This is a genomic window from Candidatus Planktophila sp., assembly GCF_036734405.1.
Lineage (GTDB): Bacteria > Actinomycetota > Actinomycetes > Nanopelagicales > Nanopelagicaceae > Planktophila.
Genome location: NZ_DAIMYR010000005.1, coordinates 99,278 through 125,324, shown reverse-complemented (window position 1 = coordinate 125,324; position 26,047 = coordinate 99,278). Strand labels below are relative to the sequence as shown.

General features: G+C 45.6%; 24 protein-coding genes and 1 tRNA gene. 11 read left to right on the top strand and 14 right to left on the bottom strand.

The genetic code is table 11. The annotated features are described in order from the left end of the window. Positions 1-10: 10 nt before the first annotated feature. Positions 11-1,000: a TerC family protein gene (locus AC9UC2_RS06980; protein WP_509526820.1), complete on the bottom strand. Its 990-nt coding sequence runs from the start codon at positions 998-1,000 to the stop codon at positions 11-13. Positions 1,001-1,232: 232 nt separating this feature from the next. Here AC9UC2_RS06980 and AC9UC2_RS06975 point away from each other — a divergent pair, with 232 nt between their 5' ends. Beyond that, complete coding sequence (locus tag AC9UC2_RS06975; RefSeq protein ID WP_509526818.1) at positions 1,233-2,813, top strand: gamma-glutamyltransferase family protein; 1,581 nt, start codon at positions 1,233-1,235, stop codon at positions 2,811-2,813. Between the two features lie 15 nt (positions 2,814-2,828). Here AC9UC2_RS06975 and gabT read toward each other — a convergent pair whose 3' ends face one another. After that, a complete protein-coding gene (gene gabT / locus AC9UC2_RS06970) occupies positions 2,829-4,169 on the bottom strand; it encodes a 4-aminobutyrate--2-oxoglutarate transaminase (RefSeq protein ID WP_509526816.1) in 1,341 nt (446 codons plus the stop codon). Between the two features lie 56 nt (positions 4,170-4,225). On the opposite strand from gabT, the gene AC9UC2_RS06965 reads away from it, so the two are divergent. After that, positions 4,226-5,659 (top strand): aminotransferase class I/II-fold pyridoxal phosphate-dependent enzyme, encoded by a 1,434-nt coding sequence (locus AC9UC2_RS06965; RefSeq protein WP_509526814.1) that lies wholly within the window; start codon positions 4,226-4,228, stop codon positions 5,657-5,659. A gap of 1 nt (position 5,660) precedes the next feature. Here the strand turns inward: AC9UC2_RS06965 and AC9UC2_RS06960 are convergent, their stop codons facing one another. The 3 genes from AC9UC2_RS06960 to AC9UC2_RS06950 are packed head-to-tail and all read right to left on the bottom strand — an operon-like array spanning position 5,661 to position 8,083. Beyond that, on the bottom strand, positions 5,661-6,743 hold the full coding sequence (locus tag AC9UC2_RS06960; RefSeq protein ID WP_509526812.1) for a histidine phosphatase family protein: 1,083 nt from the start codon (positions 6,741-6,743) through the stop codon (positions 5,661-5,663). Beyond that, positions 6,744-7,472 carry a zinc ribbon domain-containing protein gene (locus AC9UC2_RS06955; RefSeq protein ID WP_509526810.1) on the bottom strand — a complete coding sequence of 243 codons (729 nt, stop codon included), beginning with the start codon at positions 7,470-7,472 and terminating at the stop codon, positions 6,744-6,746. It lies immediately after the preceding gene. Continuing rightward, positions 7,469-8,083, bottom strand: a complete 615-nt coding sequence (locus tag AC9UC2_RS06950; RefSeq protein ID WP_509526808.1) for a vitamin K epoxide reductase family protein — start codon at positions 8,081-8,083, stop codon at positions 7,469-7,471. Before AC9UC2_RS06950 ends, AC9UC2_RS06955 begins: the two co-directional genes overlap by 4 nt. Positions 8,084-8,156: 73 nt before the next feature. Between AC9UC2_RS06950 and AC9UC2_RS06945 the strand changes: the two genes are divergently transcribed. Beyond that, positions 8,157-8,750, top strand: coding sequence for a HEAT repeat domain-containing protein (locus AC9UC2_RS06945; RefSeq protein WP_509526806.1), 594 nt, complete (start codon positions 8,157-8,159; stop codon positions 8,748-8,750). 3 nt (positions 8,751-8,753) lie between these two features. Here the strand turns inward: AC9UC2_RS06945 and AC9UC2_RS06940 are convergent. The 3 genes from AC9UC2_RS06940 to AC9UC2_RS06930 form a co-directional block, all read right to left on the bottom strand. After that, positions 8,754-8,825, bottom strand: a tRNA-Val gene (locus tag AC9UC2_RS06940). A 53-nt stretch (positions 8,826-8,878) separates the two neighbouring features. Further along, positions 8,879-9,334, bottom strand: a complete 456-nt coding sequence (locus AC9UC2_RS06935; RefSeq protein ID WP_509526804.1) for a peroxiredoxin — start codon at positions 9,332-9,334, stop codon at positions 8,879-8,881. A 10-nt stretch (positions 9,335-9,344) separates the two neighbouring features. Beyond that, entirely contained in the window at positions 9,345-9,725 is a 381-nt protein-coding gene (locus AC9UC2_RS06930; RefSeq protein WP_509526865.1) for a DUF3052 domain-containing protein, read from the bottom strand. A gap of 117 nt (positions 9,726-9,842) precedes the next feature. On the opposite strand from AC9UC2_RS06930, the gene aceE reads away from it, so the two are divergent. From aceE to glgB, 3 genes are read left to right on the top strand one after another with little or no spacing between them, the layout of a single operon-like run. Continuing rightward, positions 9,843-12,563: a pyruvate dehydrogenase (acetyl-transferring), homodimeric type gene (aceE, locus tag AC9UC2_RS06925; protein ID WP_509526802.1), complete on the top strand. Its 2,721-nt coding sequence runs from the start codon at positions 9,843-9,845 to the stop codon at positions 12,561-12,563. Then, positions 12,560-14,296, top strand: a complete 1,737-nt coding sequence (locus tag AC9UC2_RS06920) for an alpha-1,4-glucan--maltose-1-phosphate maltosyltransferase (RefSeq protein WP_509526800.1) — start codon at positions 12,560-12,562, stop codon at positions 14,294-14,296. Before aceE ends, AC9UC2_RS06920 begins: the two co-directional genes overlap by 4 nt. A gap of 55 nt (positions 14,297-14,351) precedes the next feature. Then, positions 14,352-16,217 (top strand): 1,4-alpha-glucan branching protein GlgB, encoded by a 1,866-nt coding sequence (glgB, locus tag AC9UC2_RS06915; protein ID WP_509526798.1) that lies wholly within the window; start codon positions 14,352-14,354, stop codon positions 16,215-16,217. Here the strand turns inward: glgB and AC9UC2_RS06910 are convergent. The 3 genes from AC9UC2_RS06910 to AC9UC2_RS06900 are packed head-to-tail and all read right to left on the bottom strand — an operon-like array spanning position 16,204 to position 19,488. Next, positions 16,204-17,391: an MFS transporter gene (locus tag AC9UC2_RS06910; RefSeq protein ID WP_509526796.1), complete on the bottom strand. Its 1,188-nt coding sequence runs from the start codon at positions 17,389-17,391 to the stop codon at positions 16,204-16,206. The genes glgB and AC9UC2_RS06910 overlap by 14 nt on opposite strands. Next, positions 17,388-18,248: a co-chaperone YbbN gene (locus tag AC9UC2_RS06905; protein WP_509526794.1), complete on the bottom strand. Its 861-nt coding sequence runs from the start codon at positions 18,246-18,248 to the stop codon at positions 17,388-17,390. The genes AC9UC2_RS06910 and AC9UC2_RS06905 overlap by 4 nt, the downstream gene beginning before the upstream one ends. A 13-nt stretch (positions 18,249-18,261) precedes the next feature. After that, complete coding sequence (locus tag AC9UC2_RS06900) at positions 18,262-19,488, bottom strand: DUF4032 domain-containing protein (RefSeq protein WP_509526792.1); 1,227 nt, start codon at positions 19,486-19,488, stop codon at positions 18,262-18,264. 84 nt (positions 19,489-19,572) lie between these two features. Here AC9UC2_RS06900 and AC9UC2_RS06895 point away from each other — a divergent pair, with 84 nt between their 5' ends. Continuing rightward, the gene (locus AC9UC2_RS06895) at positions 19,573-20,700 is read left to right on the top strand and encodes an AI-2E family transporter (protein WP_509526790.1); all 1,128 of its coding nucleotides are present in this window, start codon (positions 19,573-19,575) and stop codon (positions 20,698-20,700) included. Here AC9UC2_RS06895 and AC9UC2_RS06890 read toward each other — a convergent pair. Further along, positions 20,697-21,407, bottom strand: a complete 711-nt coding sequence (locus AC9UC2_RS06890) for an alpha/beta hydrolase (RefSeq protein ID WP_509526788.1) — start codon at positions 21,405-21,407, stop codon at positions 20,697-20,699. The genes AC9UC2_RS06895 and AC9UC2_RS06890 overlap by 4 nt on opposite strands. Before the next feature lie 38 nt (positions 21,408-21,445). On the opposite strand from AC9UC2_RS06890, the gene AC9UC2_RS06885 reads away from it, so the two are divergent. Further along, on the top strand, positions 21,446-22,915 hold the full coding sequence (locus tag AC9UC2_RS06885; RefSeq protein ID WP_509526786.1) for an aldehyde dehydrogenase family protein: 1,470 nt from the start codon (positions 21,446-21,448) through the stop codon (positions 22,913-22,915). On the opposite strand, the gene AC9UC2_RS06880 is transcribed toward AC9UC2_RS06885, so the two are convergent. Beyond that, on the bottom strand, positions 22,912-23,229 hold the full coding sequence (locus AC9UC2_RS06880; RefSeq protein WP_509526784.1) for an Rv1322 family protein: 318 nt from the start codon (positions 23,227-23,229) through the stop codon (positions 22,912-22,914). The two genes, AC9UC2_RS06885 and AC9UC2_RS06880, sit on opposite strands and share 4 nt — an antisense overlap. Positions 23,230-23,259: 30 nt before the next feature. On the opposite strand from AC9UC2_RS06880, the gene AC9UC2_RS06875 reads away from it, so the two are divergent. From AC9UC2_RS06875 to AC9UC2_RS06865, 3 genes are read left to right on the top strand one after another with little or no spacing between them, the layout of a single operon-like run. Next, positions 23,260-24,111, top strand: coding sequence for an ABC transporter ATP-binding protein (locus AC9UC2_RS06875; protein WP_509526782.1), 852 nt, complete (start codon positions 23,260-23,262; stop codon positions 24,109-24,111). Continuing rightward, positions 24,104-24,898, top strand: coding sequence for an ABC transporter permease (locus tag AC9UC2_RS06870; protein WP_509526780.1), 795 nt, complete (start codon positions 24,104-24,106; stop codon positions 24,896-24,898). Before AC9UC2_RS06875 ends, AC9UC2_RS06870 begins: the two co-directional genes overlap by 8 nt. Next, positions 24,852-25,451 carry a hypothetical protein gene (locus tag AC9UC2_RS06865; protein WP_509526778.1) on the top strand — a complete coding sequence of 200 codons (600 nt, stop codon included), beginning with the start codon at positions 24,852-24,854 and terminating at the stop codon, positions 25,449-25,451. The genes AC9UC2_RS06870 and AC9UC2_RS06865 overlap by 47 nt, the downstream gene beginning before the upstream one ends. Here AC9UC2_RS06865 and AC9UC2_RS06860 read toward each other — a convergent pair. Then, positions 25,448-26,020: a cob(I)yrinic acid a,c-diamide adenosyltransferase gene (locus tag AC9UC2_RS06860; RefSeq protein ID WP_509526776.1), complete on the bottom strand. Its 573-nt coding sequence runs from the start codon at positions 26,018-26,020 to the stop codon at positions 25,448-25,450. The genes AC9UC2_RS06865 and AC9UC2_RS06860 overlap by 4 nt on opposite strands. Between the last annotated feature and the right edge of the window lie 27 nt (positions 26,021-26,047).

Sequence of the window (26,047 nt, the reverse complement as noted above, 5' to 3'; positions counted from 1 at the left end):
CAATCTGAGATTACTTTTCTTCGTGGTCCCCGCCGGTAATGCGTCCAGCGTGTGCGTGGGCTGAAGGATCCTTCTTAACCTTGATCAAACTTGCTACGGTGGAAACAATCAAAATCAGTGCAATAACTGCCAAGCTAACAAGCGTTGGGATCTTAGGAACTTCATACCAAATTTCGTGTACGTAAGTCATGATCAACTTAACACCGATAAACATCAAGATGATTGAAAGACCAAGTGACAAGTAAACCAACTTATCGAGTAAGCCCTTGAGCAAGAAGTACAGCGCTCGAAGTCCCAGCAGAGCAAACGCGTTAGCTGCAAAGACTAAGAATGGTTCTTGAGTCACGCCAAAAGTTGCAGGAATTGAATCCAGAGCGAATAACAAGTCGGTTGAAGCAATTGCAATCATTACCAGGAACATTGGCGTTGCAATGCGCTTTCCATTTATACGAGTAAAGATTTTTGAACCATCGTATTCATCCGTCATCGCAACGCGCTTTCTGATGAGCTTTACAAGCTTGTTGTCTTCAGGTGAAGGATCTTCATCCCAGTGCTTAAACAGACCCACACCAGTCCAGATCAAGATTGCTCCGAAGATTACGAAGGTGAAGCTAAATGCGGCAAGAGCTGCTGCGCCAACTGCGATGAAAATCGCACGCAAGACCAACGCCAGAATGACACCAAACATCAGGACGCGTTGGTGGTAAATAGATGGCACTTTAAATTGCGCCAAGATAATAATAAAGACGAAGAGATTGTCGACCGACAATGACTTTTCAACTAAGTACGCTGCAAAGTATTCGGTTCCAAATTGTGAACCGGCCGTTTGCCAGACCCACACGCCAAAGGCGATTGCAACGCCGATGTAAAAAATCGACCAGATTGCTGCCTCTTTGAACATAACGTCATGAGGCTTGCGGCTGACAGTTAGTAAATCGACAACAATCAGAGCCAGAATCGCACCGACTACGAGTGCCCAGGTAAGCAGGGTTACATCCATGAATACACCTATTTTCGTTAAAGGGACAAGGTGCCAAGGTCTCCCTCAACCGCTAGCTAACTAGACGGTCGCAGCTCCGGGATATTTCTATCCGTATTGACGAAGATGCCGAACAAGGTACTCCCCTTAACGTAGGTGAATAGTAGGTTGGCAGAAATCTGCATGCAAATTGAAACCTGCAAATGTCGGTTTTTATCTTGTATTAAGCGTACGAATAGGCCACAGTTCACGAATGCAAACCGGTAGAAGTGTTGTTTATGCGCGAAATGGTGGAGCGGCTGCAAGTCAGCCTTTGGCCGTTAGTGCTGCAATTTCCATCCTGAACCAAGGTGGCTCATTTATTGATGCGGCGATCGCCCTAAGTTCAGTTTTGTGTGTCGTAGAACCTGGCGCATCTCATTTAGGTGGAGATGCATTTCTTGTTACCCATCATGCGCCAACCAAAACCAATCTGGCTTTTAATGGCAGCGGCGAAGGATCGCACGCTGCGATACTAGAAAACTATAAAGATGGAATTCCGATGCATGGATACAAATCAGCAACTGTGCCTGGTTTAGTATCGACCTGGTTTGAAGCACATCAGCGTTACGGAAAATTGCCAATTGCAACCTTGTTAGAGCAAGCCATTGAATATGCAGAAAATGGTTTTCCGGCAAATACTGGTTTTGTTCGTCGCATCGCAGGACATTTAAAATTAACACCTGAAACACAACTGTTTAAAGACATGGGTGTCGATGTAAACGTGAAAGTTGGCGAATTAGTTGTCCAAAAAGATTTAGCCCGCTCGCTTCGAGAAATCGCACAAGGTGGCCGTGCAGCTTTTTACGAAGGTCGAATCGCCCAGCAACTGATTAAGGGTTCTGATGGATGGTTTAATGAAGAGGATTTAAAGGCTCACACAACTCGGGTCCTTGATCCGCTCTCTGTTAAGTACCGCGATATCACCGTTTACGGCCAACCTCCCCCAACGCAGGGAATGATTTTGATGGAAGAACTGCTACTCAATGAGCGCTTTGATATTGCGTCGTTATCAGAGGCGGATCGAATCCATGTAGGAGTTGAGTCTAAAAAGATTGGTTTTGCCGATCGCAACGCAATTCTTGGAGATCCAGAATTCATTGCTGTTAACACGCAAAAGATTTTGTCTAAAGCACACATAGATCAACGCGCAGCGCAGATATCGATGGATTCTGCCGGGCACGATGTTGCACCTGTCAGCGAAGGTAGCGATACCACCTACTTTTTAGTCGCAGATTCCGAAGGTAATGCTGTTTCCTGGATTCAATCCGTTTTCCATGGTTTCGGAAGTTCATGGGTGATTCCAGAAACAGGAATCATTCTTAACAATCGTTTGACAGGATTTTTACTAGATCCGCAATCGCCTAACGTCATTGCTCCGGGTAAGCGACCGGCACATACCTTGAATGCATTTACTGCAGTTAAGCCAGATGGTTCTTTGTATCTCGTAGGTGGAACACCTGGTGCAAATATTCAAGTCCAAAGTAACTTGCAGTTACTTGTTAATGTCATTGATTTGAAGATGAATGTACAAGAGGCAACTGAAGCTCCGCGTTGGCAACATCTAAATGCTTCAGGACAAAGTTCAGAGGAAGAAAAGGGACTAGGTGTCCTAGAGATTGAAAACCGAGTTTCAGATCAAGTCTTCGAACAATTGCGCGTAAAGGGGCATGAAGTTAATGCACTTTCGGCATGGGGCCATGGTTCTTCCGTTCAAATGATGGAGGTTCTTGCTAATGGAACCTTTGCATTTGGATCAGACCCTCGTTGTGAAGGTCACGCTTCCGGAATTTAGAGTGATGGCAAGTTTTTAAAGAGACGCTAGCGCTTCATCAAGAACGCTTAAGGCATCCTTTAGTAGCTCATCTGTGATAACAATTGGTGGCAAGAAGCGAACAACGTTTGAGTATGTTCCAGCTGTCAAAATTAGAACACCCTTGCTCTGGCAGTACTTAACAACTGCACCCATTGCAGCAGTGTTAGGTGTCTTTGTACCTGGCTCTACAAGTTCAATTGCCTGCATTGCCCCGCGACCGCGAACTTCACCAATCACAGGGTATTTAGCCTGCAACGCGCGAAGTGAATCGGTAAGGATCTGACCGATGTGGTTTGCACGTGCAACAAGGTTTTCTTCAAGCATGGTTTCGATTGCGCCAAGGGCTGCAGCACAAGCAACCGGATTTCCACCATAGGTACCACCAAGACCGGAAACATGCACTGAATCCATAATCTCTGCGCGACCTGTTACGCCAGCTAGTGGTAACCCACCTGCAATTCCCTTAGCTGTCACGATCATGTCTGGCACAACACCTTCGTGCTCGACTGCAAACATGTTGCCTGTACGAGCAAAGCCTGTTTGAACTTCATCAGCTATGAAGATGATTCCGTTATCTGTTGAGTACTTAGACAGCGCCGGCAAGAAACCCTTTGGTGGAACGATAAATCCACCTTCGCCCTGAATAGGTTCGATAATAATTGCGGCAACGTTGTGCGCACCGATTTCCTTATCAATCTTGTGAGTGACCATGTCAATTGCATCTTGCGTAATAGTTGCTTGATCGCCAACCCAGTGGAAGGCATATGGCATTGGTACGCGATAAATTTCAGGAGCAAAGGGACCAAAGCCTTCCTTGTATGGCATGTTTTTTGCAGTCATTGCCATAGTTAGATTGGTACGTCCGTGGTAGCTATGTTCAAAAACAACAATTGCTTGGCGCTTTGTGTAGTGACGTGCAATCTTGATTGCGTTTTCTACGGCTTCAGCACCTGAATTAACAAGTAATGACTTCTTCTTAAATGATCCAGGAGTCATTGCATTTAACTTTTCGCATACTTCGATGTAGCCCAAGTAAGGAGCAACTGTGAAGCAGGTATGAGTAAATGCCTGAACCTGATCGATTACACGATCAACAACACGTTGTGCAGCATTACCAACACCAGTTACTCCGATACCTGAACCAAGATCAATGATCTGATTGCCATCGATATCCAAAAGAATTGCATCACTTGCGCGTTCAATTACCGCAGGAAAGGCAAGGCCTAGTCCCCCAGATGTCGCCTCACTGCGGCGCTGTAGCGCCTCGAGAGATTTTGGTCCCGGAATAGCGGTAACCAACCGACGCTCTTGAGTCAATGCGGTAAGTGTTGTCATGGGTAAAGTCTAAGCCATCATTTCGTACTGGCCAGTCCATTGGTTAGGCTTACACAATGAACTCTGAGTTAAGAAATAGCGCACCGCTATTGGATGCTTATTTGAGCTATTTCGAAACCCCACGGACTGCATTTACCGTGCCAGGTCACAAACAGAAGGCGTATCGCTTAGATGCAGGCTTAGGCGCGGTAGTTGATTCAGATACTCCGCTGTATGGCGGATTAGATGAGATAAAACTTACTGAGGGGACTCTTAAGAAAGCCGAAGAGTTAGCCGCATCATTGTGGGGCGCTGACTACGCGCGCTTTTCCACCGGCGGATCCACGCATGCAAATCAAGCAATTATTTTGGCACTTGGTAAACCAGGTGACAAAGTTGCGATCACCCGAACAGCTCACCGCTCTGTCTTAAGCGCACTTGTACTTACTGGTTTGGAGCCAATTTGGTTAACTCCTGAAATTGATCAAGCAACAGGTATTCCAACAGGTATTCCGGTTTCTGAACTTGAAAGAGTGTTGGATCAAAAACCAATTGCGCTTTTGCTTACCGAACCTGGCTATCTTGGAACAATTTCCGAACTACCTGCGTTGATTTCAAAAGCACATGAGCATTCGATTCCGGTAGTCGTTGATGCTGCATGGGGCGCACACTTTGGATTTAATTCGCGGCTTCCACACCATGTATTACAACTTGGAGCAGATGCTCTGATTACAAGTGTCCACAAAGCACTACCTGGTTACAGCGCATCTTCACTGCTACTTGCCCAAGGAAACTTGCTAAATCTTGCCCGTATTGAGCAAAGTTTTGAAACTACGCACACAACTTCACCGGCTGGTGCACCCCTAGCATCCATTGATGGTTGCCGCGCCTTACTTGAAATCCGTGGCGAACAATTAACTGGGGATCTCTTAAAGCACGCCATAGATTTCAAGAACCAGGTGCAATCACATTTTGATCAACAAATCTTTTTAAATGCTGACAACTTTGCCGCCGATCGCTTTGATCCAGTCAAGATTGTCTTGCGCGCAAATGTTCTTGGTGTTTCAGGAGTAGATGTTGAAAAGGAATTGCAAAAAGTAAACATCCGAGTTGAGATGGCTGATCAAGACACGATTGTTTTTCTTGCGACCCTGGCTGACAATGCTAATGATTTTTCAGTTTTATCAAATGTGTTGGTGCCAATTCTTAAGTCTCTGCAGGGAGCACCTCGTCCAACTCAAACATCACTGAGTTGGTCAATTGTTCCGACAGTTGCGGTGTCTATGCGCGATGCTTATTTTGCAGATACCGAATTTGTTTCAGCTAGCCAAGCGATTGGGCGCATAAGTGCTGACTTAATCGCTCCATATCCCCCAGGTGTTGCAGTTGTTGCACCGGGAGAAGTCTTAACAGAACAGATCGTTACTGGCTTATCTGTGACACAAAAAGCTGGTGTGCGAATTGCCTATGCAAGCGACCCGACCCTTGCAACATACCGAGTAATTAAATAACTCAGTGAAGATGGCCCTGCTCATTCAGGGTTCGAAGAGCTCTTAAACCATCACTTGGCCAAATGCTTATTGTCGTGATTGAACACGGTGAAACATCAATATGGAAAATACTTTCCGCTGGTCCACCAACTACGACCTTAGCTGCCGATTTGATTGTGCCGTTATGTGTTATGACTGCAACACGTTGGCCTGGGTATTCGGCGGCAATCTGACTTAGGGCTGCATCAATACGCAAAGCAACGTTGTCATATGACTCGCCTTGTGGAGGTGTAAACCCTGTTGATGAAATCCACGCCTGGTAATCAGCCGGATACTTTTCTTTAACTTCATCAATGGAAAGACCATCCCAGATACCAAAAGAACACTCGATCCAAGCCTCTTCAAAAACTATTGGCAATCCAGTTTTTCTAGAAAGAGCTTCTGCAGTTTGAGTAGTGCGCTTTAGCGGTGAGGCAATGATTACTTCTGGGTTCAACTTAGCAACAGCATCGGCAACTTTTTCCGCTTGCTCCAAGCCAATGTGCGTTAGCTCGGGATTTAAGGGGCCATCGCCTGAAAACTTTTTAAAGGGAGTCAAGATTGTTTCACCGTGGCGAATCAGAAAAACAGTTGTTGCTTTTTCTGCTGACAACAGACGCTCAGTAAGATAATTCTGCTGAACCTGTACAACTTCGCCGCCACCTGCTTGTTGATCAAGTGCTTTATTTGCAAGACGGTCAGCGTGTGAATTTTCATCACGTGGAATCCATGAATATGTAACCAATGACGGATTGTGTGCAGATCGGGCAGATTGGGCAAGAACTCGCATATCTGCATGCTTAATCTGCCAACGTCCAGACATTTGTTCGACAACAAGTTTGCTATCCATCTTTACTTCAATGGTTGCAGTTGAATCGATTTGATTGATGGTGGTTAAACCAGCGATTAATCCGCTGTATTCGGCAACGTTGTTTGTTGCCACGCCAATAAAGTCAAAAAGTTCGGCAATGATCTTTCCATTTTCTGTAATAACCGAGCCGTACCCAGCAGGACCAGGATTGCCTCTAGATCCGCCATCAGCAGTTAACAGAAAATGTCGTGCCAATTAAACGCCTCGTACCAAAATGCAGCGGCACTCTTCGCATCGGACAACTTCATCTTCAGCTAAATCTGACATTCGCTTTATTTCCACGGCGTTGACTGAAAGGTTGCAGCCCATGCATGAACCAGCAGAAAGCGCTGCTGCTCCTGCCCCTCCTGTTGTTTCTCTGATTTTGTCGTAGAGATCAACCAAAGCTTTTTCAATTCCTTGAACCGTTTCGGCTCGATCTTTCGTAATTGCATCTAGATCGCGATGAATAACGGTTAAGGCATTTTCCTTGCGAATCTCAAGATCAGCAATTACTGCAGCATGTTCTGCTTCTTCTGCCTTAAGGGTTGTGATGCGCTCATTGATCGCATCTACACGCATCATTATCTCTAGCTCGACTTCTTCAAGCTCGGCACGTCTAGCACCAAGAGTTCCGACTTCGTGCTGCAACTGCTCTAATTCTTTGGGAGTTGCAGATCCGCTAATCAGTCGTGCTTCATCACGAGTAATTCGAGAAACAATCTGCTCGACATCACCTTCGGCGCGCAGTAATTCGCGCTTAACATCGTTTAATTCAGTCTCAGCTGCAATTCGAAGATCGCGAGCATTATTTGACTTAATTGTGGTGCTGGCTAATTCTGCAAGTTCAGGAAGGTTTGCTGCCTTGTGACGCAAAGAGTTTGTCTGTTGATCAAATCGAGCAATATCTAAAATTGAACGTTGATCAGTTGGGGATGCTTTCATGAGAACAGCTTATTTCCATACTTAACAATGATGGCGATAATGATGGTGGCGAAAGCTCCGGTGTAGATCACACGTCCCCAACCATTTTCCAGAAATGCAACAATCTTTTCTTGACGCTCATGGGCAAAATTCCAGGTATTTTCTAAAAGGACCACCCGAGTAATTGTTGCGAAAACTGTAATTGTCGATCCAGTAACTAAGAGACACCATGGACAAAGTGCGTTGATAACAAAGAATGATTGGGAAAGCAGCCAGAGAGCGAAAACTAAACCAAGTCCATATACAACATGTGCCACGCGCATAAACCAGCGCGGGAAGGTGACAAGACCTAGACCGGCAATTGCAACAGTTATGACAACCGGCTCAGTCATTAATCCAATAAATGAATTTGGGAAACCCAGAAGTTGGGATTGCCAAGATTTTGCAACGGTGCCACACGATAGAACCGAATTGATATTGCAAGAAAGCTGACCTGTTGGCTGGGCAGCTAACTTAATGGCATCGATTGAGAGTACAAGAGAGGCAAAAAGGCTAAGGGCTGAGGAGACCAACATCGCAATGTAGGTCTTGCGATAAGCACGTAAGCGCTCAATTGTTCCAGTCTCAGACATGCTCAAAGTTTACCTTCTTTCTGGATGAGAAGCCTCCAAAGTTCAGCGCCTTAGGCACTGGTAACGTTTCCGCATGCCGACCTTAGAAGAACTTCTGAAGTCGCCCGATCAATCTGTACGACTTAAGGCCGCACTTGCCGCTGGCACTTATCCAAATCTGGATTACATTGAAATTCTCATTAGGCAATGTGCCAGTGAATCTGATTTTTTCGTGCGAGACACCCTTTCCTGGGCGCTGATGAGACAGGATCGAGAAGCAGTTGTGCAACGCCTGATTCCTGAATTGAAGTCGACAAATTCGCAATCACGCAGTCAAGCTCTTCATACACTTTCAAAAATTGGCGACAAAGCAAACTACTCATTGATAACGCGCGATCTACTTCTGGATGAGGATGATTTTGTTGCATCAACTGCCTGGAGATCGGCATCTGTTCTTGTCCCAGATAAAGAAAAGCCAGCTTTGATTGAAATCTTGATTTCTCAATTAGGGCGAGGAGATTCGGATACCCAATTTGGCCTGACTAGATTTCTCTGCGCTATCGGCGAATCGATAGTTGCTCCATTGACGCAAGCTGCACAATCAGCAGATGAAACAGTTCGAACACAGGCTGAATTCACCTTGATTCGTTTTCAGGAAATGGAGCTTGAGAAAGTAAAGAAAACTTAACTGTGGGCGGTGAGGGTTTCGAACCCCCGACATTCTCGGTGTAAACGAGACGCTCTACCACTGAGCTAACCACCCGGTATTGCAGGTTCGAATCTTAACTCACGAGCCCGCAATTTCCTAAATCACGCTTATAGCGCTGCAATAGCCGCCTTGTAATCAGCATTTTCACGGGCAGCCCAGCCATTCTTAACTTCCCAACGAAGGATTCCTTCTTTATCGATCAAGAAGCTTCCGCGAAGTGCGCAGCCCTTTGATTCTTCAAAGACTCCATAGGTTTTTGCTACGCCACCATGTGGCCAGAAATCTGAAAGTACTGGAAATTGATAATTCTCTTGTTCTGCAAATACTCGTTGCGTAAATGGTGAATCACATGAGATTGCAAGAAGTTGTAGATCATCGTTTTGGAATGATGAAAGGTCATCGCGCAGCGCACATAGTTCACCGGTACATGTTCCAGTAAATGAAAAAGGATAGAACATCAGCAAGACATTCTTCTGGCCCTTAAATGAAGAGAGTGAAACCTTTTCTCCATGTTGATTTGCAATTTCAAAATCTGGTGCGGCTTGTCCAATTGTTAAAGTCATGCGCCCAAACTTACCTCTTGCCCGCTTTACGTGCCACTAAGCGAGTTGCGGTCCAATCCTTAGCGAGCGCAATTGTGGAAGTAACACTGAGACCAGCAATTGGTGCAGCATCTTGGATATCACTTGGTTCGACATGGCCATCTCGTCCAGCTTTTGGTGTCATCACCCAAATAGCGCCATTTTCAACCAAGTAAGTCAGCGCATCCATTAATTCATCAACTAAATCTCCATCGCCTTCTCGCCACCAAATGATGACCGCATCGACAACTTCACTAGTAGAGCCCTCTAAGAATGTGGTCCCAGTAATTGACATGAGTTCATCTCGAAGTGTGGAATCACAGTCACTATCGCGGCCAACCTCCAAAACGAGGTCATCCTTGGCCAATCCCATCCGTGTAGGCACGGGCTAAGTCCACACTTTGCCGAGCCTGAGCGCAAGGGGAAGACGGGCTCAATTTCACACCTTTTGAATTTCGACTTACGGGGTAGTACCGACAAGAATAGGCACATGAGCGAAAACTTCGAGGCGCCCGATCTCAATATTGAGCAGTTAGTAGACACCGACCCGACTGAGTCCGCTGAATGGCGAGCCTCTTTTGATGCCGCCCTAAAGGCTGCTGGTCCAGTACGCGCTCGCTACTTAATGCTCAATCTCTTAAACCATGCCCAAGAACGCAATGTTGGAATTTCAGCACTTCGTGCAACGGATTACATCAACACAATTCCACCAGAGCATGAAGCAAAGTTTCCAGGTGATGAAGATTTAGAACGAAAGATTCGTCGCATCAACCGTTGGAATGCAGCGATGATGGTTCACCGTGCACAACGTCCAGGTGTTGGAGTTGGTGGACATATTTCGACGTACGCATCATCTGCTGCGCTCTATGAAGTTGGTTTCAACCACTTCTTCCGCGGACAGGATCACCCAGGTGGTGGAGATCAGATTTTCTTCCAGGGACATGCAAGTCCTGGAATGTATGCACGTGCATTTCTTGAAGGTCGCTTAACAGAAAACCAACTTGATGGTTTCCGTCAAGAACTTTCACATGAAGGTGGCGGACTTTCTTCTTACCCTCATCCACGTTTGATGCCTGACTTCTGGCAATTCCCAACTGTGTCTATGGGTATCGGACCATTGAATGCGATTTATCAAGCGCGTTACAACCGTTACTTACATAACCGTGGAATCAAGGACACAAGTGATCAGAATGTTTGGGCATTCCTTGGTGATGGTGAAGTTGATGAAGTAGATACTTTGGGAGCAATTGGTCTTGCTACTCGTGAAAAGTTAGACAACTTAACTTTTGTTATTAACTGTAACTTGCAACGCCTTGATGGTCCGGTTCGTGGAAATGGAAAAATCATCCAAGAGCTTGAATCCATCTTTGGTGGTGCGGGTTGGAACGTTATTAAGGTCGTATGGGGCCGCGGTTGGGATCCACTTCTAGCGCAGGATCGCGAAGGTGCGCTGGTAAAGATTATGAATGAAACCCTTGATGGTGATTATCAAACCTTTAAGGCTGAATCTGGCAAGTATGTTCGCGATAACTTCTTTGGTCGTGATCCTCGTGCTGCTGCGATGGTTGCTAATTGGTCTGATGATCAGATTTGGAACTTAAAGCGCGGTGGACATGATTATCAGAAACTCTTTGCGGCATACACAGCGGCAACACAAAAGAATGGCCGCCCAACAGTTATTTTGGCTAAGACAGTTAAGGGTTGGACTCTTGGTTCGCACTTCGAAGGTCGTAACTCAACGCACCAGATGAAGAAGATGACACTGGAAGATATTCAAAAGTTCCGCGACACATTGCATCTAGATATTCCTGATGAGAAGTTAGATAAGTACTTACCTCCTTATTACAAGCCAGCAGCAGATTCTGCCGAAGCTAAGTACCTGGCAGAACGTCGTGCAGCACTTGGTGGCTCAATTCCACGTCGTCGTGCTAAGTCTCGTCCATTAACGATGCCGGATGATTCTGTTTACGAATCTGTAAAGCGTGGCTCGGGTCATCAAGAAATTGCGACAACGATGGCTTTTGTTCGTATGCTGAAGGATCTTGTTAAGGATCCAGGTTTGGGCAATCGCATTGTTCCAATCATTCCTGATGAAGCTCGTACCTTTGGTATGGATTCATTGTTCCCAACGATGAAGATTTACTCACCACATGGACAGCAATACACCGCGGTAGACCGTGAATTGATGTTGTCTTACAAAGAATCAACATCTGGCGTGATTCTTCATGAAGGTATCAATGAAGCCGGTTCTGTTGCTTCATTTACCGCAGTTGGATCTTCGTATTCAACGCATGATGAACCAATGATTCCTATGTACATTTTCTATTCAATGTTTGGTTTCCAGCGCACAGGAGATGCTTTCTGGGCAGCCTCTGATCAATTAGTACGTGGATTTGTTATTGGTGCAACAGCCGGACGCACAACGCTCAATGGTGAAGGTCTGCAACATGAGGATGGTCATTCGCACCTTCTTGCGGCAACTAACCCTGCAGTCGTTGCTTACGATCCAGCATTTGCATACGAACTAGGTCACATCGTTAAAGATGGTCTACGTCGCATGTATGGTGAAAACAGCGAGAATGTTTATTACTACCTGACTGTTTACAACGAGCCATATGTGCATCCTGCAGAGCCAGAAAATCTAGATGTTGATGGATTACTTAAGGGAATTTATCTGTACTCGCCGACAAAGAGTTCACGTAAAAAGAACGCACAAATTCTGGCTTCAGGTGTTGGTGTTAACTGGGCGGTAAAGGCGCAACAACTTCTTGCTGATGATTGGGGCGTTAACGCTGCAGTTTGGTCAGTAACTTCTTGGAACGAACTACGTCGCGATGGTCTTGAAACCGATCGTCACAACTTGCTCAATCCAACGGATCGTCGCAGTGCTTACATCACCAAGAAGCTGGCTCATACAAAGGGTCCAGTTATTGCGGTTAGCGATTTCATGCGAGCTGTGCAGGATCAAGTTTCGCCTTGGGTTGATCGTCCTTTCTATTCACTAGGAACCGATGGCTTTGGTTTATCAGATACCCGTGGCGCGCTTCGTCGTCACTTCAAGGTGGATGCTGAATCAATCGCCGTGGCCGTGTTGCAGCAACTCTGTAACCAAGGTGAAATCAAGCAAAGCATTGTCACGCAGGCAATGGATAAGTATCGTATCCATGATGTCTCAGCTGCAGATGCTGGCAATACAGAAGGATCGGGTTGATCTCTAGAATTCCAATCACAGATATCTCCCCCGCGGTTTTCTTCGGGGGAGAATTTGTTGCGGTAAAGGCAATACCAAAAGAGAGCATTTCTGTTTCAGCAACAATCATTATTGAAGGTCATGAAACCCTTACCGCCGAAGTTTGTCTCTATAACGCAAAAGAAAAAATGGTCGACTGTCAGCCACTTGTTCAAAAATGGCAAGGAACCGATCGATATGAAGGCCAGTTCACTGTTCCAGCCGAAGGTGATTTTTACTTTGTCATCAAAGCATCCAGTACCTCGCAGTATCGAACCGTCACCGGGGAATCTGAAAAGTACCCAGTTCGCGCAGATCGCGATCGCGCTTTAGTTGGATCTTGGTATGAATTTTTTCCCCGCAGCGAAGGTGCAATTAGAAACGCAGACGGAACAGTAACTAGCGGAACATTTGCGACAGCCACAAAACGTTTAGCCGGTGTAGCTGCTATGGGTTTTGATGTTCTGTACCTGCCTCCGGTTCATCCAATTGGAATCGCGCACCGTAAAGGCAAAAATAATACGCTCGATGCACAGCCAGATGATTGCGGTGTCCCGTGGGCCATCGGCAATTCTGATGGTGGGCACGATGCGATCAATCCAGCTCTTGGAACAATGAAGGATTTTGAAGATTTTGTTAAGGCAGCAGGTAAGCAAGGACTAGAAATTGCAATGGATTTAGCGCTGCAAACTTCACCGGATCATCCTTGGGTAAAAAGCAATCCAGAATGGTTTAACAAGCGAGCAGATGGAACCATCGCATACGCCGAGAATCCTCCAAAGAAGTACCAAGACATCTACCCCATTAACTTTGATGATGATTATCAAGGAATCCGTAATGAAGTCCTTCGCATCATCGGCTTGTGGGTTTCAAAGGGCGTAAAGATCTTCCGTGTCGATAACCCCCACACAAAACCAGTACATTTTTGGCAGGACGTACTTACAACGGTCCAAAAACAAAGCCCAGAAGTTGTTTTTCTAGCTGAAGCATTTACTCGTCCTGCAATGATGCACGCACTTGGTAAAGCTGGATTCCATCAGTCATATACCTACTTCACGTGGCGCACAAGTAAGAATGAAATAGTTGACTACGGCCGAGAAGTTGCACAAGGAACAAGTGCATTCTTTAGGCCAAACTTTTGGGTTAATACTCCAGATATTAATCCTTTTCACTTACAAAGCGGAAACCCTGCGATGTTTGCCCTGCGCGCAGTATTGGCTTCGACACTAAGTCCCTCTTGGGGAATGTATGCAGGATATGAATTATATGAACATCGCGCCTTCAAAGAAGGTGGCGAGGAATACTTGGACTCTGAAAAGTATGAAATTAAAGTCCGGGACTGGGATGGCGCTGCCAAGAAGGGTTTAACCCTTGCACCATTTATTGCTCAATTAAATGCTATTCGTAAGGCGCATCCAGCTTTGCAACTTCTTCGCAATTTAACTTTCCATGACACTGATTCTGATGCAATCATCGCGTACTCAAAGCGTGAAGGTAAAGATTTGATTCTTGTGGTTGTTAATTTAGATCCAAGTTTTGCGCAAGGAACAACTGTTCACTGGAACATGGAGGCGTTGGGCTTTTCAAGCAATGAATTTGAGGTCAAGGATTTACTAGATGGATCGGCAATGACCTGGAGCCCACATACCTATGTATCTCTCAACCCAACCCGTCCAGTTGGAAAAGTTGCTCACATAGTTTCGGTAAAAATCTAAGGTGGGCGTATTTTCGAAGTTCTTTAAGGGCCAGGGGCAAGAAAACAATCGACCTGTGTCATTTCTTAATCCGCATTCATCATTGGGTGAATTAGATCTGTACCTAATCGCAGAAGGTCGGCACGAACAGCTCTGGAAAGCCCTAGGCGCGCAAGTTAAACGCGATGAAACCGGAGCATTGCTGGGTACCGCTTTTTCAGTCTGGGCTCCAAATGCCCAAGCGGTTTCACTGATCGGTGATCACAATTATTGGGATCGTAATTCGCATCAAATGCACCGAATAGGATCTTCTGGAATTTGGGAAATCTTTGTTGCAGATATCAGCGCAGGAACCAGATATAAATTTGCAATTTGCGGGATTGATGGCCGCTGGGTTGATCACGCAGATCCAATGGCACGCGCAACAGAGATACCTCCTTTGACCGCATCTGTTGTCGAAGAATCCACATATCAATGGAACGACCAGGCCTGGCTTACCCAACGTTCACAATTTCAATCATGGCGATCAGCGGTATCGGTGTATGAAGTACATCTTGGTTCATGGAAAATTGGTTTAACGTACAAAAAACTAGCAGTGGAATTAGTTGGCTACATTCAGCAGCAAGGTTTCACTCATGTGGAATTTCTGCCAGTAACCGAACACCCTTATGGTCCATCGTGGGGTTACCAAGTTACCTCTTTCTTTGCACCTACTTCTCGCTTTGGTTCCCCTGATGAATTCAGATTCTTAGTTGATGCATTACACAACGCAGGTATTGGCGTAATTTTGGATTGGGTTCCTGCGCACTTTCCTAAGGATGAATGGGCGCTGGCAAAGTTTGATGGAACCGCATTGTATGAACATGCAGATCCACGTTTAGGTGAGCACCCTGACTGGGGAACACTGATCTTTAACTTTGGTCGAAACGAGGTAAGAAATTTTCTCGTTGCAAGTGCTTTGTACTGGCTAACCGAGTTCCACATTGATGGTTTACGAGTCGATGCGGTTGCATCCATGCTGTATTTGGATTATTCACGTGAAGAGGGCCAGTGGCTACCGAATGTAAATGGAGGCCGTGAAAATCTGGAAGCGGTTCAGCTACTTCAAGAAGCAACATCTACAGCCTACAAAACCCATCCCGGCATCATGATGATCGCCGAAGAATCTACCGCTTGGTCTGGCGTTACTGCAGATACAACAGGTGGCGGACTTGGCTTTGGTTTCAAGTGGAACATGGGCTGGATGCATGACACGTTGCAGTACTTGTCACAAGAACCAATCCATCGTGTCTATCACCACAATGAGATTACTTTTTCTATCTTGTACGCGTGGAGTGAGAACTTCATGCTGCCTTTGTCACATGATGAAGTTGTTCATGGCAAGGGTCAGCTAGTCAACAAATTTCCTGGTGATCGCTGGCAAAAGCTAGCAACTCTGCGTGCTTTATACGGTTTCATGTGGGCTCATCCTGGTAAGAAGTTATTGTTTATGGGTAGCGAATTTGCTCAAAATGATGAGTGGAATGAAAGCGCTGGTCTGCAGTGGTACTTAACAGAGTATGCCGAACACCAAGGTGTTCAAAAAACAGTTGCTGAACTAAATAGTGTTTATAGATCAACGCCAGCACTATGGGAGAAAGATACAAATCCAGAAGGCTTTACTTGGCTAGTTGGAAACGATGGCGCAGCAAATATCGTCGCCTTTGCGCGCTGGGATGAATATGCATCGGCACTGGTAAGTGTTACTAACTTTTCACCCGTCCCCCATGAGAGTTACCAACTTCCCTTTCCTAGCGCAGGAATTTGGCGTGAAGTTTTAAACACTGACGATCTTTCTTTCGGTGGCGGTGGAGTCAGTAACGAGCAATTAATCGTTGGGGCTTCCCAAATTGCATCAGTGCGTATTCCACCTCTAGCGACGGTTTGGTTTAAGCGCTCTTAAAAATCTTTGCAAAGTATGGAACTGTTAACAACATAACTGCTGGAATCAATAATGCAATCGATAGCGTGGTGGCTTGAGCCGTCCATGCAACAACCCAACGGACTACAAATACCAAAGTAATGTTAATGACACCGATTTGGCCGATAACTACGCTGGATGGGAACTTAGAGCGTGTGTTTGCTGCGTTCATCACCGAAGGCCCCAAAAATGATGACCCTAGGCCTGCAACAGTAAAGCTGATTGAGAGAATCACAATCACTAAAGTTTCATTGGATGTTCCGACCAAACTAACCCCGATTATTCCCGCAATAAATGAAAGCCCTGAAAGCAATGAGGCTCGTACGACAAGATAGTCAATGGTGTAGCGCGGCAATAAATTATGCAGATTCAAACGTCCAACAATCATGGCAAGGGTAAAAAGAATATATGGCAGAGTATGAATTCCGCCGGCAATCTTCATATCCTCTTTTACAAAGATAGCTGACCAGTCGCTGACAGCATATTCGAGCATGATAACTAATAGCAGAGTTATTGATACTTGCTTATCGATTTTAAAGCCTTTGAACATGTCTCGAGCTCGATGATCTGATTCCGGATTTGTATTAGCCTTCACTAAGTTAGGAGTGATTCTATGAATAATAGAAGCCATAAGAACGAAGCAGAAAAATGCCAAGAAGTTTGAATATGTTCCTAAATCAACACGATCAACAAGTAATCCAGCAATAATCGATGTAATCAGCGCACCGCTGCTCCAGAAACCACTAAGCAGAGTAATTATTTGCTTTTTAGTTCTGTCTTGATAAAAGAAGCCCTGGGTATTAATTGAGATATGGAAAGCAGAAATTGCTGCGCCTTGAATAATTATAGAAACGAGAAAAACCAAACTTGACGTAGTGTGAGTCAAAAAGGAAAGACTGATTGCTAGCAAGGCTGCACCGCTATAAAGCATCCAACGTGCGCCGTATTTATGGACTAGATGTCCGACAGTCAGAAGAGCAAGAATATTTCCGACAGCACCCATACTTAGGATTGAGCCAAATTCGCCATTGGTAAGTTTTAGATTTGCTTTCACTTCGGGGAATCGAGGAACCCACGACATAATCAAGAGCCCAAAGAGAAAGAAAAGCCCCTTTATAAGGTTGAGTTCTTGCTCGACAGCGAGTGTTTTTCTCAAAATAGCGCACTAGCAAGCTCTTTACGAGCTGCTACCAATCGTGGGTCACTGGGATCAACTAGAGCAAAAAGGTTGAGCAGATGATCCTTCACTTTATTGCGATCATCACCAGCTGTTGCACGTACTGCATGCAGCAAACGAGTAAAGGCGGCCTCGACGCCACCATTTACCATTTCAACATCAGCTGCCTTTAATTGCAAAGCAATATCACTTGGGTTCTTGGTTGATTCAGAAATGACAGCGTCTAGTTCCAACCCTTCGGTGCGGATTAGCAACTGTGTTTGAGCTAAACCAAGTTTTGCCAGATTTTCTGCGGGTTTACGAGATAACCACTTTTTGTAGGCTGCTTCTGCGGCAACGTAATCACCAGCTTCAAGTGCCTCCATCGCTTCAATCTCTTCAGCTTCCATCTGTTCAACTGGTGCTTGACCAATTCCTTGCTCTGAAGCGAGCGTTAAAACTTTATCAATCACCATGCGAACTTGTGCTTCGGGATATGACTGCTCAAACAATGGAACCATTTGTTCTGAAATAATTGCAACTGCGTAAGGAATTGATTTAGTTTGAAAAGCTTGTGCAACCTGCGGATGCGCTTCGATGTCTACCCGTGCTAAAGAAAAAGCTGTTTTGTAATCAGTTTCGAGTTTTCCTAAAATCTTTACCATCTCGACAGATTCTGCAGAACGTGGTGACCACATCAAAACAATCACTGGACGCACTAGCGATAAAGGCAGGATGTCACTGCTTAAATTTTCAACTGAAACTTCGATGCCAGGCATGGGGATCGTCGGATCCACCTTTGGCTTAGTAAGAGAACTTAAATCAAAGGCTTGACCAAAATTAGGTGGCAAGCTCATGGTGCAATCCTATCTATTGAACAACTATGTCGACACCAGAGTCACGGCGCATTGGCAAAATTTCGGCGCAGTAGTTATCTGTTGCCTCTTCTAACCCAACGTCATAACCCACTTTTTCACTTAAATACCAGCGATTTTCAAGGATTTCGTGGAACATTTGTGCACGTTCTACGCGACCTCTCATGTCATCAGGAACTCTACTGATTACGGGTTCGAATACTTCTATGATCCACTTTTTTGCCATCTCATTGGTTGCTAATCCAAGTTTATTTTCTCGGGCGTTATATCGATCAAAGGAGGCAAGAAGTCGCTTAGCTTGCAGCTCTTCGGTTTCCAAACCCGTCAAATCTCGCAAACGTTGACTGTGGTAACCAGCAGCAACCAGCTTTGGTTGGAAGGAGATCATCTGTGTGTCGCCATCGATGGTGATTGCAACTTCTTCTACGGCAAAACCTAAATCGTGCAACTGGCGCATTGCGCGCTCAACTGCATGCCGATCCTTTGGATCTAACAACTGTCTTTCTTTTAGCGCTGCCCAGATTCTTCTGTAACGTCTAATAACTGCATCAGATGCGCGCACTGGTTCCATCCCTGGATACAAAACTCCAGATAGTGCTAAATCTTCAAGTTCTGCGGCAACATTAAAATGCACAATATCTAAATCGTGTTCGCGTTGACCATCACTGAGCGTTTTCTGGAACTCGCCAGTTTCTGCATCAACTAGGTATGCGGCAAAGCCTTCTGCATCGCGTCGGAACAAAGTATTAGAAAGTGAACAATCTCCCCACCAGAAACCTAATAAATGTAAACGCACTAGCAGTAGGGCTAGGGCACTTGCCATTGTTGTAATCTCTTGGGCGGTTACCGCACCGGATAGAAGTACGCGATAGGGCAATGAATACGGTAAGAACCGAGTAACAATTGCACAAGGCAGCTCTTCGCCATTTGCATCGACTCGACCTTCGACAACTGCAACTTGCTCTACACATGGCGCATTAAGGTGCGACAGCTCGCGCAGTATTTTGTATTCGCGATTTGCAAATTCTGCGACCGTCTCTTTAACCGCATAGACCTCGGCATCGGGATCATTACTTGCCCGCACCAACCGCACAACATGTCGCGAAATGCCGCGCTTTTCAGCCAGGGCTGGATCTTCAGGCCACTCTTCCAGGGGCAAGTGCCATGGCAGGCCAGTTACAGCTGCGATCTCCTCGCCTAAGCCTGTGATGCGTAATGCCATGGTCACTATTCTCTCGCATAAATGTGTCGGGAACATGAACACCACGTCTCTATAAGTGTGATCTATTCACTTTAGAATGTACTTATGGCTATTTCAACGCGCATTAAGAAAGCAGCAGCTCGATCCCCAAAGGCTGAAAAAGTATCAGCTGATTACGGAACCATGGGGGCACCAATCAACCGAGCACACCCATTTTACTTTGGTTTTATTGCAACGCTTGGGGCGCTAACTGCGATCGTGTTAATGCGGGCTTTAGCAAGTGTTAGCCAAATTTTTGTCCTGATTTTGATCGCGCTATTTTTAGCCACGGGTTTAAATCCAGCCGTTGAAGCGTTACGCAAGCGCAACTTGTCTCGCAACGCAGCGGTTACAGTTATTTTCTCCTCTGTAATTCTCTTCGTAGTGTTTTTCTCTTTAGTGGTGATTCCTCCGGTTATTAGTCAAGGAACAAACCTAATCGAATCTGGACCTCAGCTTCTTCAGGATTTGATGAAGAATGAAACAATCAATCAGCTCAATACCCAATATGGCCTAATTGACACTTTGCAAGAGAGATTGAAATCTGTCACATCAGATGGAACATTATTGATCTCTACTTTTGGTGGAGTTATCGGAGTAGGAAAATCTGTTTTGTCAGGCTTTTTCACCGCTTTAACAATTTTGGTTTTGACCTTGTACTTCATTACTTCACTTCCTCAAGCAGTAAATCTTGGTCTCTCACTAGTGCCAGCAAGTCGCCGTGACCGAGTTGGCTTACTTACAAATGCGATTATCGCTCGCGTTGGATCCTTTGTTGGAAGCCAGATTTTGATCGCCGCAATGGCAGCAGTATTTGTCACTATTCTTGCAACAATTCTGGGCCTTCCATCCCCTATCGCGATTGGTATGTTCGTTTTAGTTGCAGCTCTTATTCCATTGATTGGACACTTTATTGGGGCAGGAATCTTTACTCTAATCGCGCTGTCTCAGTCCTTAGTAATTGGTGTCGTCGCTTTTGTGGCCTATGTCGTTTATGTACAAGTTGAAAACTATGTATTTACACCGCGCATTATGAAGCGAACTCTGTCTGTCCCAGGTGCGGTAACAATCATCGCTGCCTTGATTGGTTCATCCTTGCTTGGTCTGGTTGGCGGACTACTTGCGGTTCCGATTGCAGCATCAATCATTCTTATCTTGGATGAAGTTGTTATCCCAAGGGCAAATAAGGCTTAAAACTCCAGCGGAAGTATCGTTGGAACGCCGTTGACGATTGAAGCAATTTCAGACAGAACACGGTGAACTGCAGGTTCTCCAAGCCATAAATGCTTAGCTTCATCGACTGCAATAATTTTCAATGTCGGAACAATTGCAAATCGCTCACGTGCTTGTGCTGGCTTTAGATAGTCATCTAACTCTGGAACCAGTGCGGTAATCGGGCGAGAATCTGTATTCCAATACTGAAGTTGCACATCTGTAGTTGTGCGAAGTGGTGGGCTCAGTAAAATCAAACCTTTGTGTCGCGGATCTTTTGCATGTTGTAGTGCAAGATCAGTTCCAAAAGACCAGCCAGTCACCCAAACATTTTCTAACTTCAAAGTGTTAAAGCAGTACCGCAGCATTGCTTCGACATCAAAATGCTCTGCAACGCCGTTATCAAATTGACCTGTGCTGCTTCCAGCTTCACTTGTCGTTCCCCGTGTATTGAAACGTACAACAGTGATACCAGACATTGCCGGAAGGCGGTTGGCTGCTTTTTTGTAGACGTGGCTGTCCATCATTCCGCCGGCGGTAGGCAATGGGTGTAAGCATAAAATTGCCCCACTTGACGCACCCATAGGAGCTGCTACTTCGCCAATCAAATCAACGCCATCTTCTGTCATCACATGAAATGGAGTTCGTCTAGCATCGAAAACACTGCTCGGACGTACCGTCTGGCTCATGCTGTAAATCCTACCGATACACGACTAGGCTTTACGACATGGCAAAAACCTTTACTTCCATTAATCCAGCTAACGGTCAGATCGCAGGACGTTATCCGATCTTCACTGCAAAGGAAGTTGGGCTTGTAGTCGATAAAGCTCGCATGGCAGCAGATGATTGGAGCAGATTAGGTTTTGGTGGCCGCAAGAAAGTATTGCTTAACTGGAGCACGCACATCATTAACAATGTCGAAGCGATTTCAGAATTGATCTCCTTGGAAACCGGTAAGCCACTTAGCGATGCACGATTAGAGGTTGCAAATACGGTTAATCACATTGGTTGGGCTGCGCGACACGCTGAAGAAATTATGCGCACCTCACATCGTGCGCCAGGTGCGTTAATGGCCAATATGTCGGCAACTGTTGAACGTTCACCTGTTGGAGTTGTTGGAGTAATTGGACCATGGAACTATCCGATTTTTACTCCTATGGGCTCAATCGCATATGCGTTAGCTGCAGGAAATACAGTTGTCTTTAAACCAAGTGAATATACCCCTGGTGTTGGTATGTGGATGGATGAAAGCTTTAATGCCATTGCTCCCTTTGCCGGTGTTTTTACAACAATTACAGGTTTAGGTGAAACTGGTAACGCGCTTTGTACCTCTGCAATTAACAAGCTCTCATTTACAGGCTCAACTCGAACCGCGAAGCTAGTTGCTGCAGCCTGTGCGACTCAGATGACGCCGGTAGTTTTGGAATGTGGTGGAAAAGATCCTGTGATCGTGGCAGCTGATGCCAACCTTGATCGCGCGGTAGATGCAACGATTTGGTCTGCTATGGCCAATGCTGGTCAATCTTGCATCGGTGCAGAACGCGTATATGTCGATGAAAAAGTTGCAGATATCTTCATCGAAAAAGCAATCGCACTTGCTTCAACGCTAAAAGCTGGATCGCCAGGTGACGGAAATTATGGGGCGTCAACAATGCCATCGCAGATTGGTGTTATTACCTCTCACGTTAAGGCTGCGATCAAAGATGGTGGAAAATTTGCCTACGGAAGTTTGAAATCTATTCAGGAACCTTTTGTGCAACCAGTTATCTTGGTGGATGTACCTGAAGATTCCACAGCGGTTCGCGAAGAAACTTTTGGACCTATCATCATTATCAATCGCGTTAAGTCAATGAAGGAAGCCATCGCTTTATCCAATGATTCGCGTTATGGACTGGGCGCAAACATCTGGTCAAAGCGTCAAGGGAAAAAGATTGCATCTCAACTGCATTGCGGAATGGTTGCAATTAATTCAACCTTCTCATTTGCAGCGATTTCATCGGTTCCATTTGGTGGCGTCAAAGACAGTGGATATGGCCGAATCCATGGCCCAGAGGGATTGCTTGAATACACCTATGCGCGCACCGTTGTACGAACCCGAATCAATCTGCCACTAAAGATTTTGAGTTTCAAACGAACAGCAGCAACAGATCGATTGATTGTCAGAGCTGCGCGATTGTTAAAGGGCCGCCTAGGTTAGAACCGGGGAGCGTTTCTGGTCCGCTCAGTATTTGGACGACGCTTATCTTTCTTTGACCAACAAGCTGTATGCCAATGTCGACGTCCATCTTCATCGTAATCTTTCCAGGCAACAACATGCGGCGTTGCTAGCGGAATCATCTGATCGCATCCTGGACAGCGATATGGCTTTGTAGATCCAGAACCAGTTAGACGTCGAACAATGTAGATCCCATCGCTATGTTCTTCAACGCTCTCACCTGTAGAGGCGATATTGATTTCACGCGGCTCTTCAGGCTTTTGGCGCTTCTTTGGGTAATTTCTACGCGGGCTCACAGGTGTATTTTCGCATAGTAAAGTAACCACATGAGCCTCATCGAAGTAAAAGGCCTCACAAAAAGTTACGGTGATGTCCATGCTGTGCGTGGCATCGACCTGAATATCGAACAAGGAGAGATCTTTTCGATATTGGGTCCAAACGGTGCCGGTAAGACGACCACCGTGGAAATACTTGAAGGATTTAGAACTCGTGATTCCGGCACAGTTTCAGTGTTGGGTTTTGATCCCAACACTCGGGGACATCAATCTCGAGAGTGGCGCAACCAAATCGGCATAGTTTTACAAACATCCGGTGATGCTGGCGATCTAACCGTCTTTGAAACCATCAATCACTTCCACGGTTATTATTCAAATCCACGCGATGTAGATGAAGTAATTGATTCAGTTGGATTGAAAGAAAAAGAAGATGCACTCATTCGAAATCTTTCAGGTGGGCAGCGCAGGCGCTTAGATGTCGCGCTAGGAATCATTGGTAACCCCGAACTCATTTTCTTGGATGAACCAACAACGGGTTTTGATCCTGAAGCTCGCCGTGCCTTTTGGTCTCTTATCAAGAGTTTACGAAGCGATGGCGCCACAATTGTGCTGACTACGCACTACTTGGATGAAGCCGAAGCACTTGCTGATCGAGTCGCAGTCATCAACAAGGGTGTAATTGTAGAAATCTCCACTCCATCTGAATTAGGGGGAAGAGCAACATCTCAAGCGACTGTTCAATGGCGAGATGGAAATCAGATCAAATCTGAGAAAACCGATAATCCAACAGCTGTTATTGCCGCTCTTTCTGCACACTTTAATGGTGAGATCCCAGAACTAGTTGTCACCCGTCCATCGTTAGAGGACATTTACATTGAAATGATTGGCGGCGCACATGAATAAGATTCCTAGCGCGCTTCAATTAGGCATCAGACGTGGTGGCCTAGAGATTCGACAGTTTGCTCGCCAAAGAGAATCAGTGGTCTTTACTCTGTTATTTCCGGTTATTTTGCTGGCGATTTTTGGTTCGGTTTTCAAAGACACGATCGCACCTGGTGTCACCTTTTCGCAGTACTTTGTTGCCGGAATGATCGCATCTGGCCTTGTTAACACTGGTTTCCAAGCGTTAGCAATCACTATTCCGATGGAGCGCGAACTAGGTGCGCTTAAGCGTTTGCGTGGAACTCCGATGCCGGCATCAAGTTACTTTATTGGCAAAGCTATTCTCATCTTTGCCAGCATGGTCCTTCAGATTCTGCTGCTTCTAGGTTTTGGAATTGCTTTCTTCGGATTAGATATGCCGACAGAAACTAGTAAGTGGCTGACCTTTACCTGGTTAGTTCTACTTGGAAGTGCCTGTTCAACCGCACTTGGTATCGCATTTTCGATTGTTCCAAAAAGCGGCCGTGGGGCTTCAGCCGTTGTGTCTCCGATAGTCATCATTTTGCAGTTCTTCAGTGGAGTCTTCTTTGTCTTCACGCAATTACCAGGATGGATGCAACAGGTTGCAGCAATCTTCCCGTTGAAGTGGCTTACTCAAGGCATGCGATCAGTTTTCCTTCCTGATTCATTTGCATCTCAGGAAGTTGCAAAGTCTTGGGAACTCCAAACTACCTTTGTGGTTTTAGTCGTGTGGCTGATTATTGGAATTTTCTTCAGCGTTCGTAAGTTCAAGTGGGATCGCGATTAAGAAGGCAATTGCACTCGTTCTGGCGCTAGTTGTACTAGCTCCAGGTGCACATGCCGCCCAAACATCACACGTCGCTGCAACAAAGAAGGCAAAAATTACTCCATCACCTTCGCCGGTTTGGCCACCTAAAGGCTTTATCAAGAGCAAAGATGGAAATACCTTTGCCAAGATTCCAACTCAAAAAGAATTAGTTGGGTTAGCATCCAATGACAAAAAACTCACCGCTGCTTTGGCAGCAGAAATCGATGGAATTCCGGTGTGTGAGAAGTTTTCATGCGGGGCTGTAACTGTTGCTTCAGCGGTAGGTTGCATGTGGTGGGTAGTTACCGCAAACCTTAAAGGTAGAACATCTGAGGAAGATAAAACTCAAAAGATATTTGGAACGGTTCGTACAACCATTGGCAAAACTGCGGCCAGAAAATATGCGACTATTTTGATTATCAGCCAAGAGCCAATTGAATTAGACCACTCAATTTCAAACATCAAAGCAGTGTGTAGAAATGATTCGCCGCAGGAAAAGGTTCCCGGTACGACTTACACAATTGTTCCTTAGCGATTAGCTCCTGGCACCCACAGCTGATCGCCAATTTCTTTGTTGGCAAAACGTGCAAGCACAAAGAGAAGATCAGAGCAACGATTTAAATACTTTGCAGTCAGAGGATTTACTCCCCCACCAAATGCATGGATAGCCGCCCAGGTACAACGTTCTGCGCGACGAACAACTGTGCGTGCCACATGTAAGTGAGCAGCAGCTGGAGTTCCAGATGGAAGTACAAATGAACGCAATGACTCTAGATCTGCGTTGTACTTATCAATCTGTTCTTCCAAGTAGCTAATCTGTGACTCTAAAACTCGAAGCGGTTCAAAAGCTGGAGCATCAACAACTGGTGTACACAGATCCGCGCCAACATCAAAAAGGTCATTTTGAATACGCACTAGCAATGCGCGGACATCTTCAGTTAAGCCATCAGTTGAAAGAACAACACCGATGCTTGAGTTCGCCTCATCAACTGTGGCATATGCTTCAAGACGTGGGTCATTTTTTGAGGTACGGCTCATGTCTCCCAGAGATGTAGTTCCGTCATCGCCAGTCTTTGTGTAAATGCGCGTTAAATTAACCATGTGCCTACCCTATAAGTAGACTGCCGC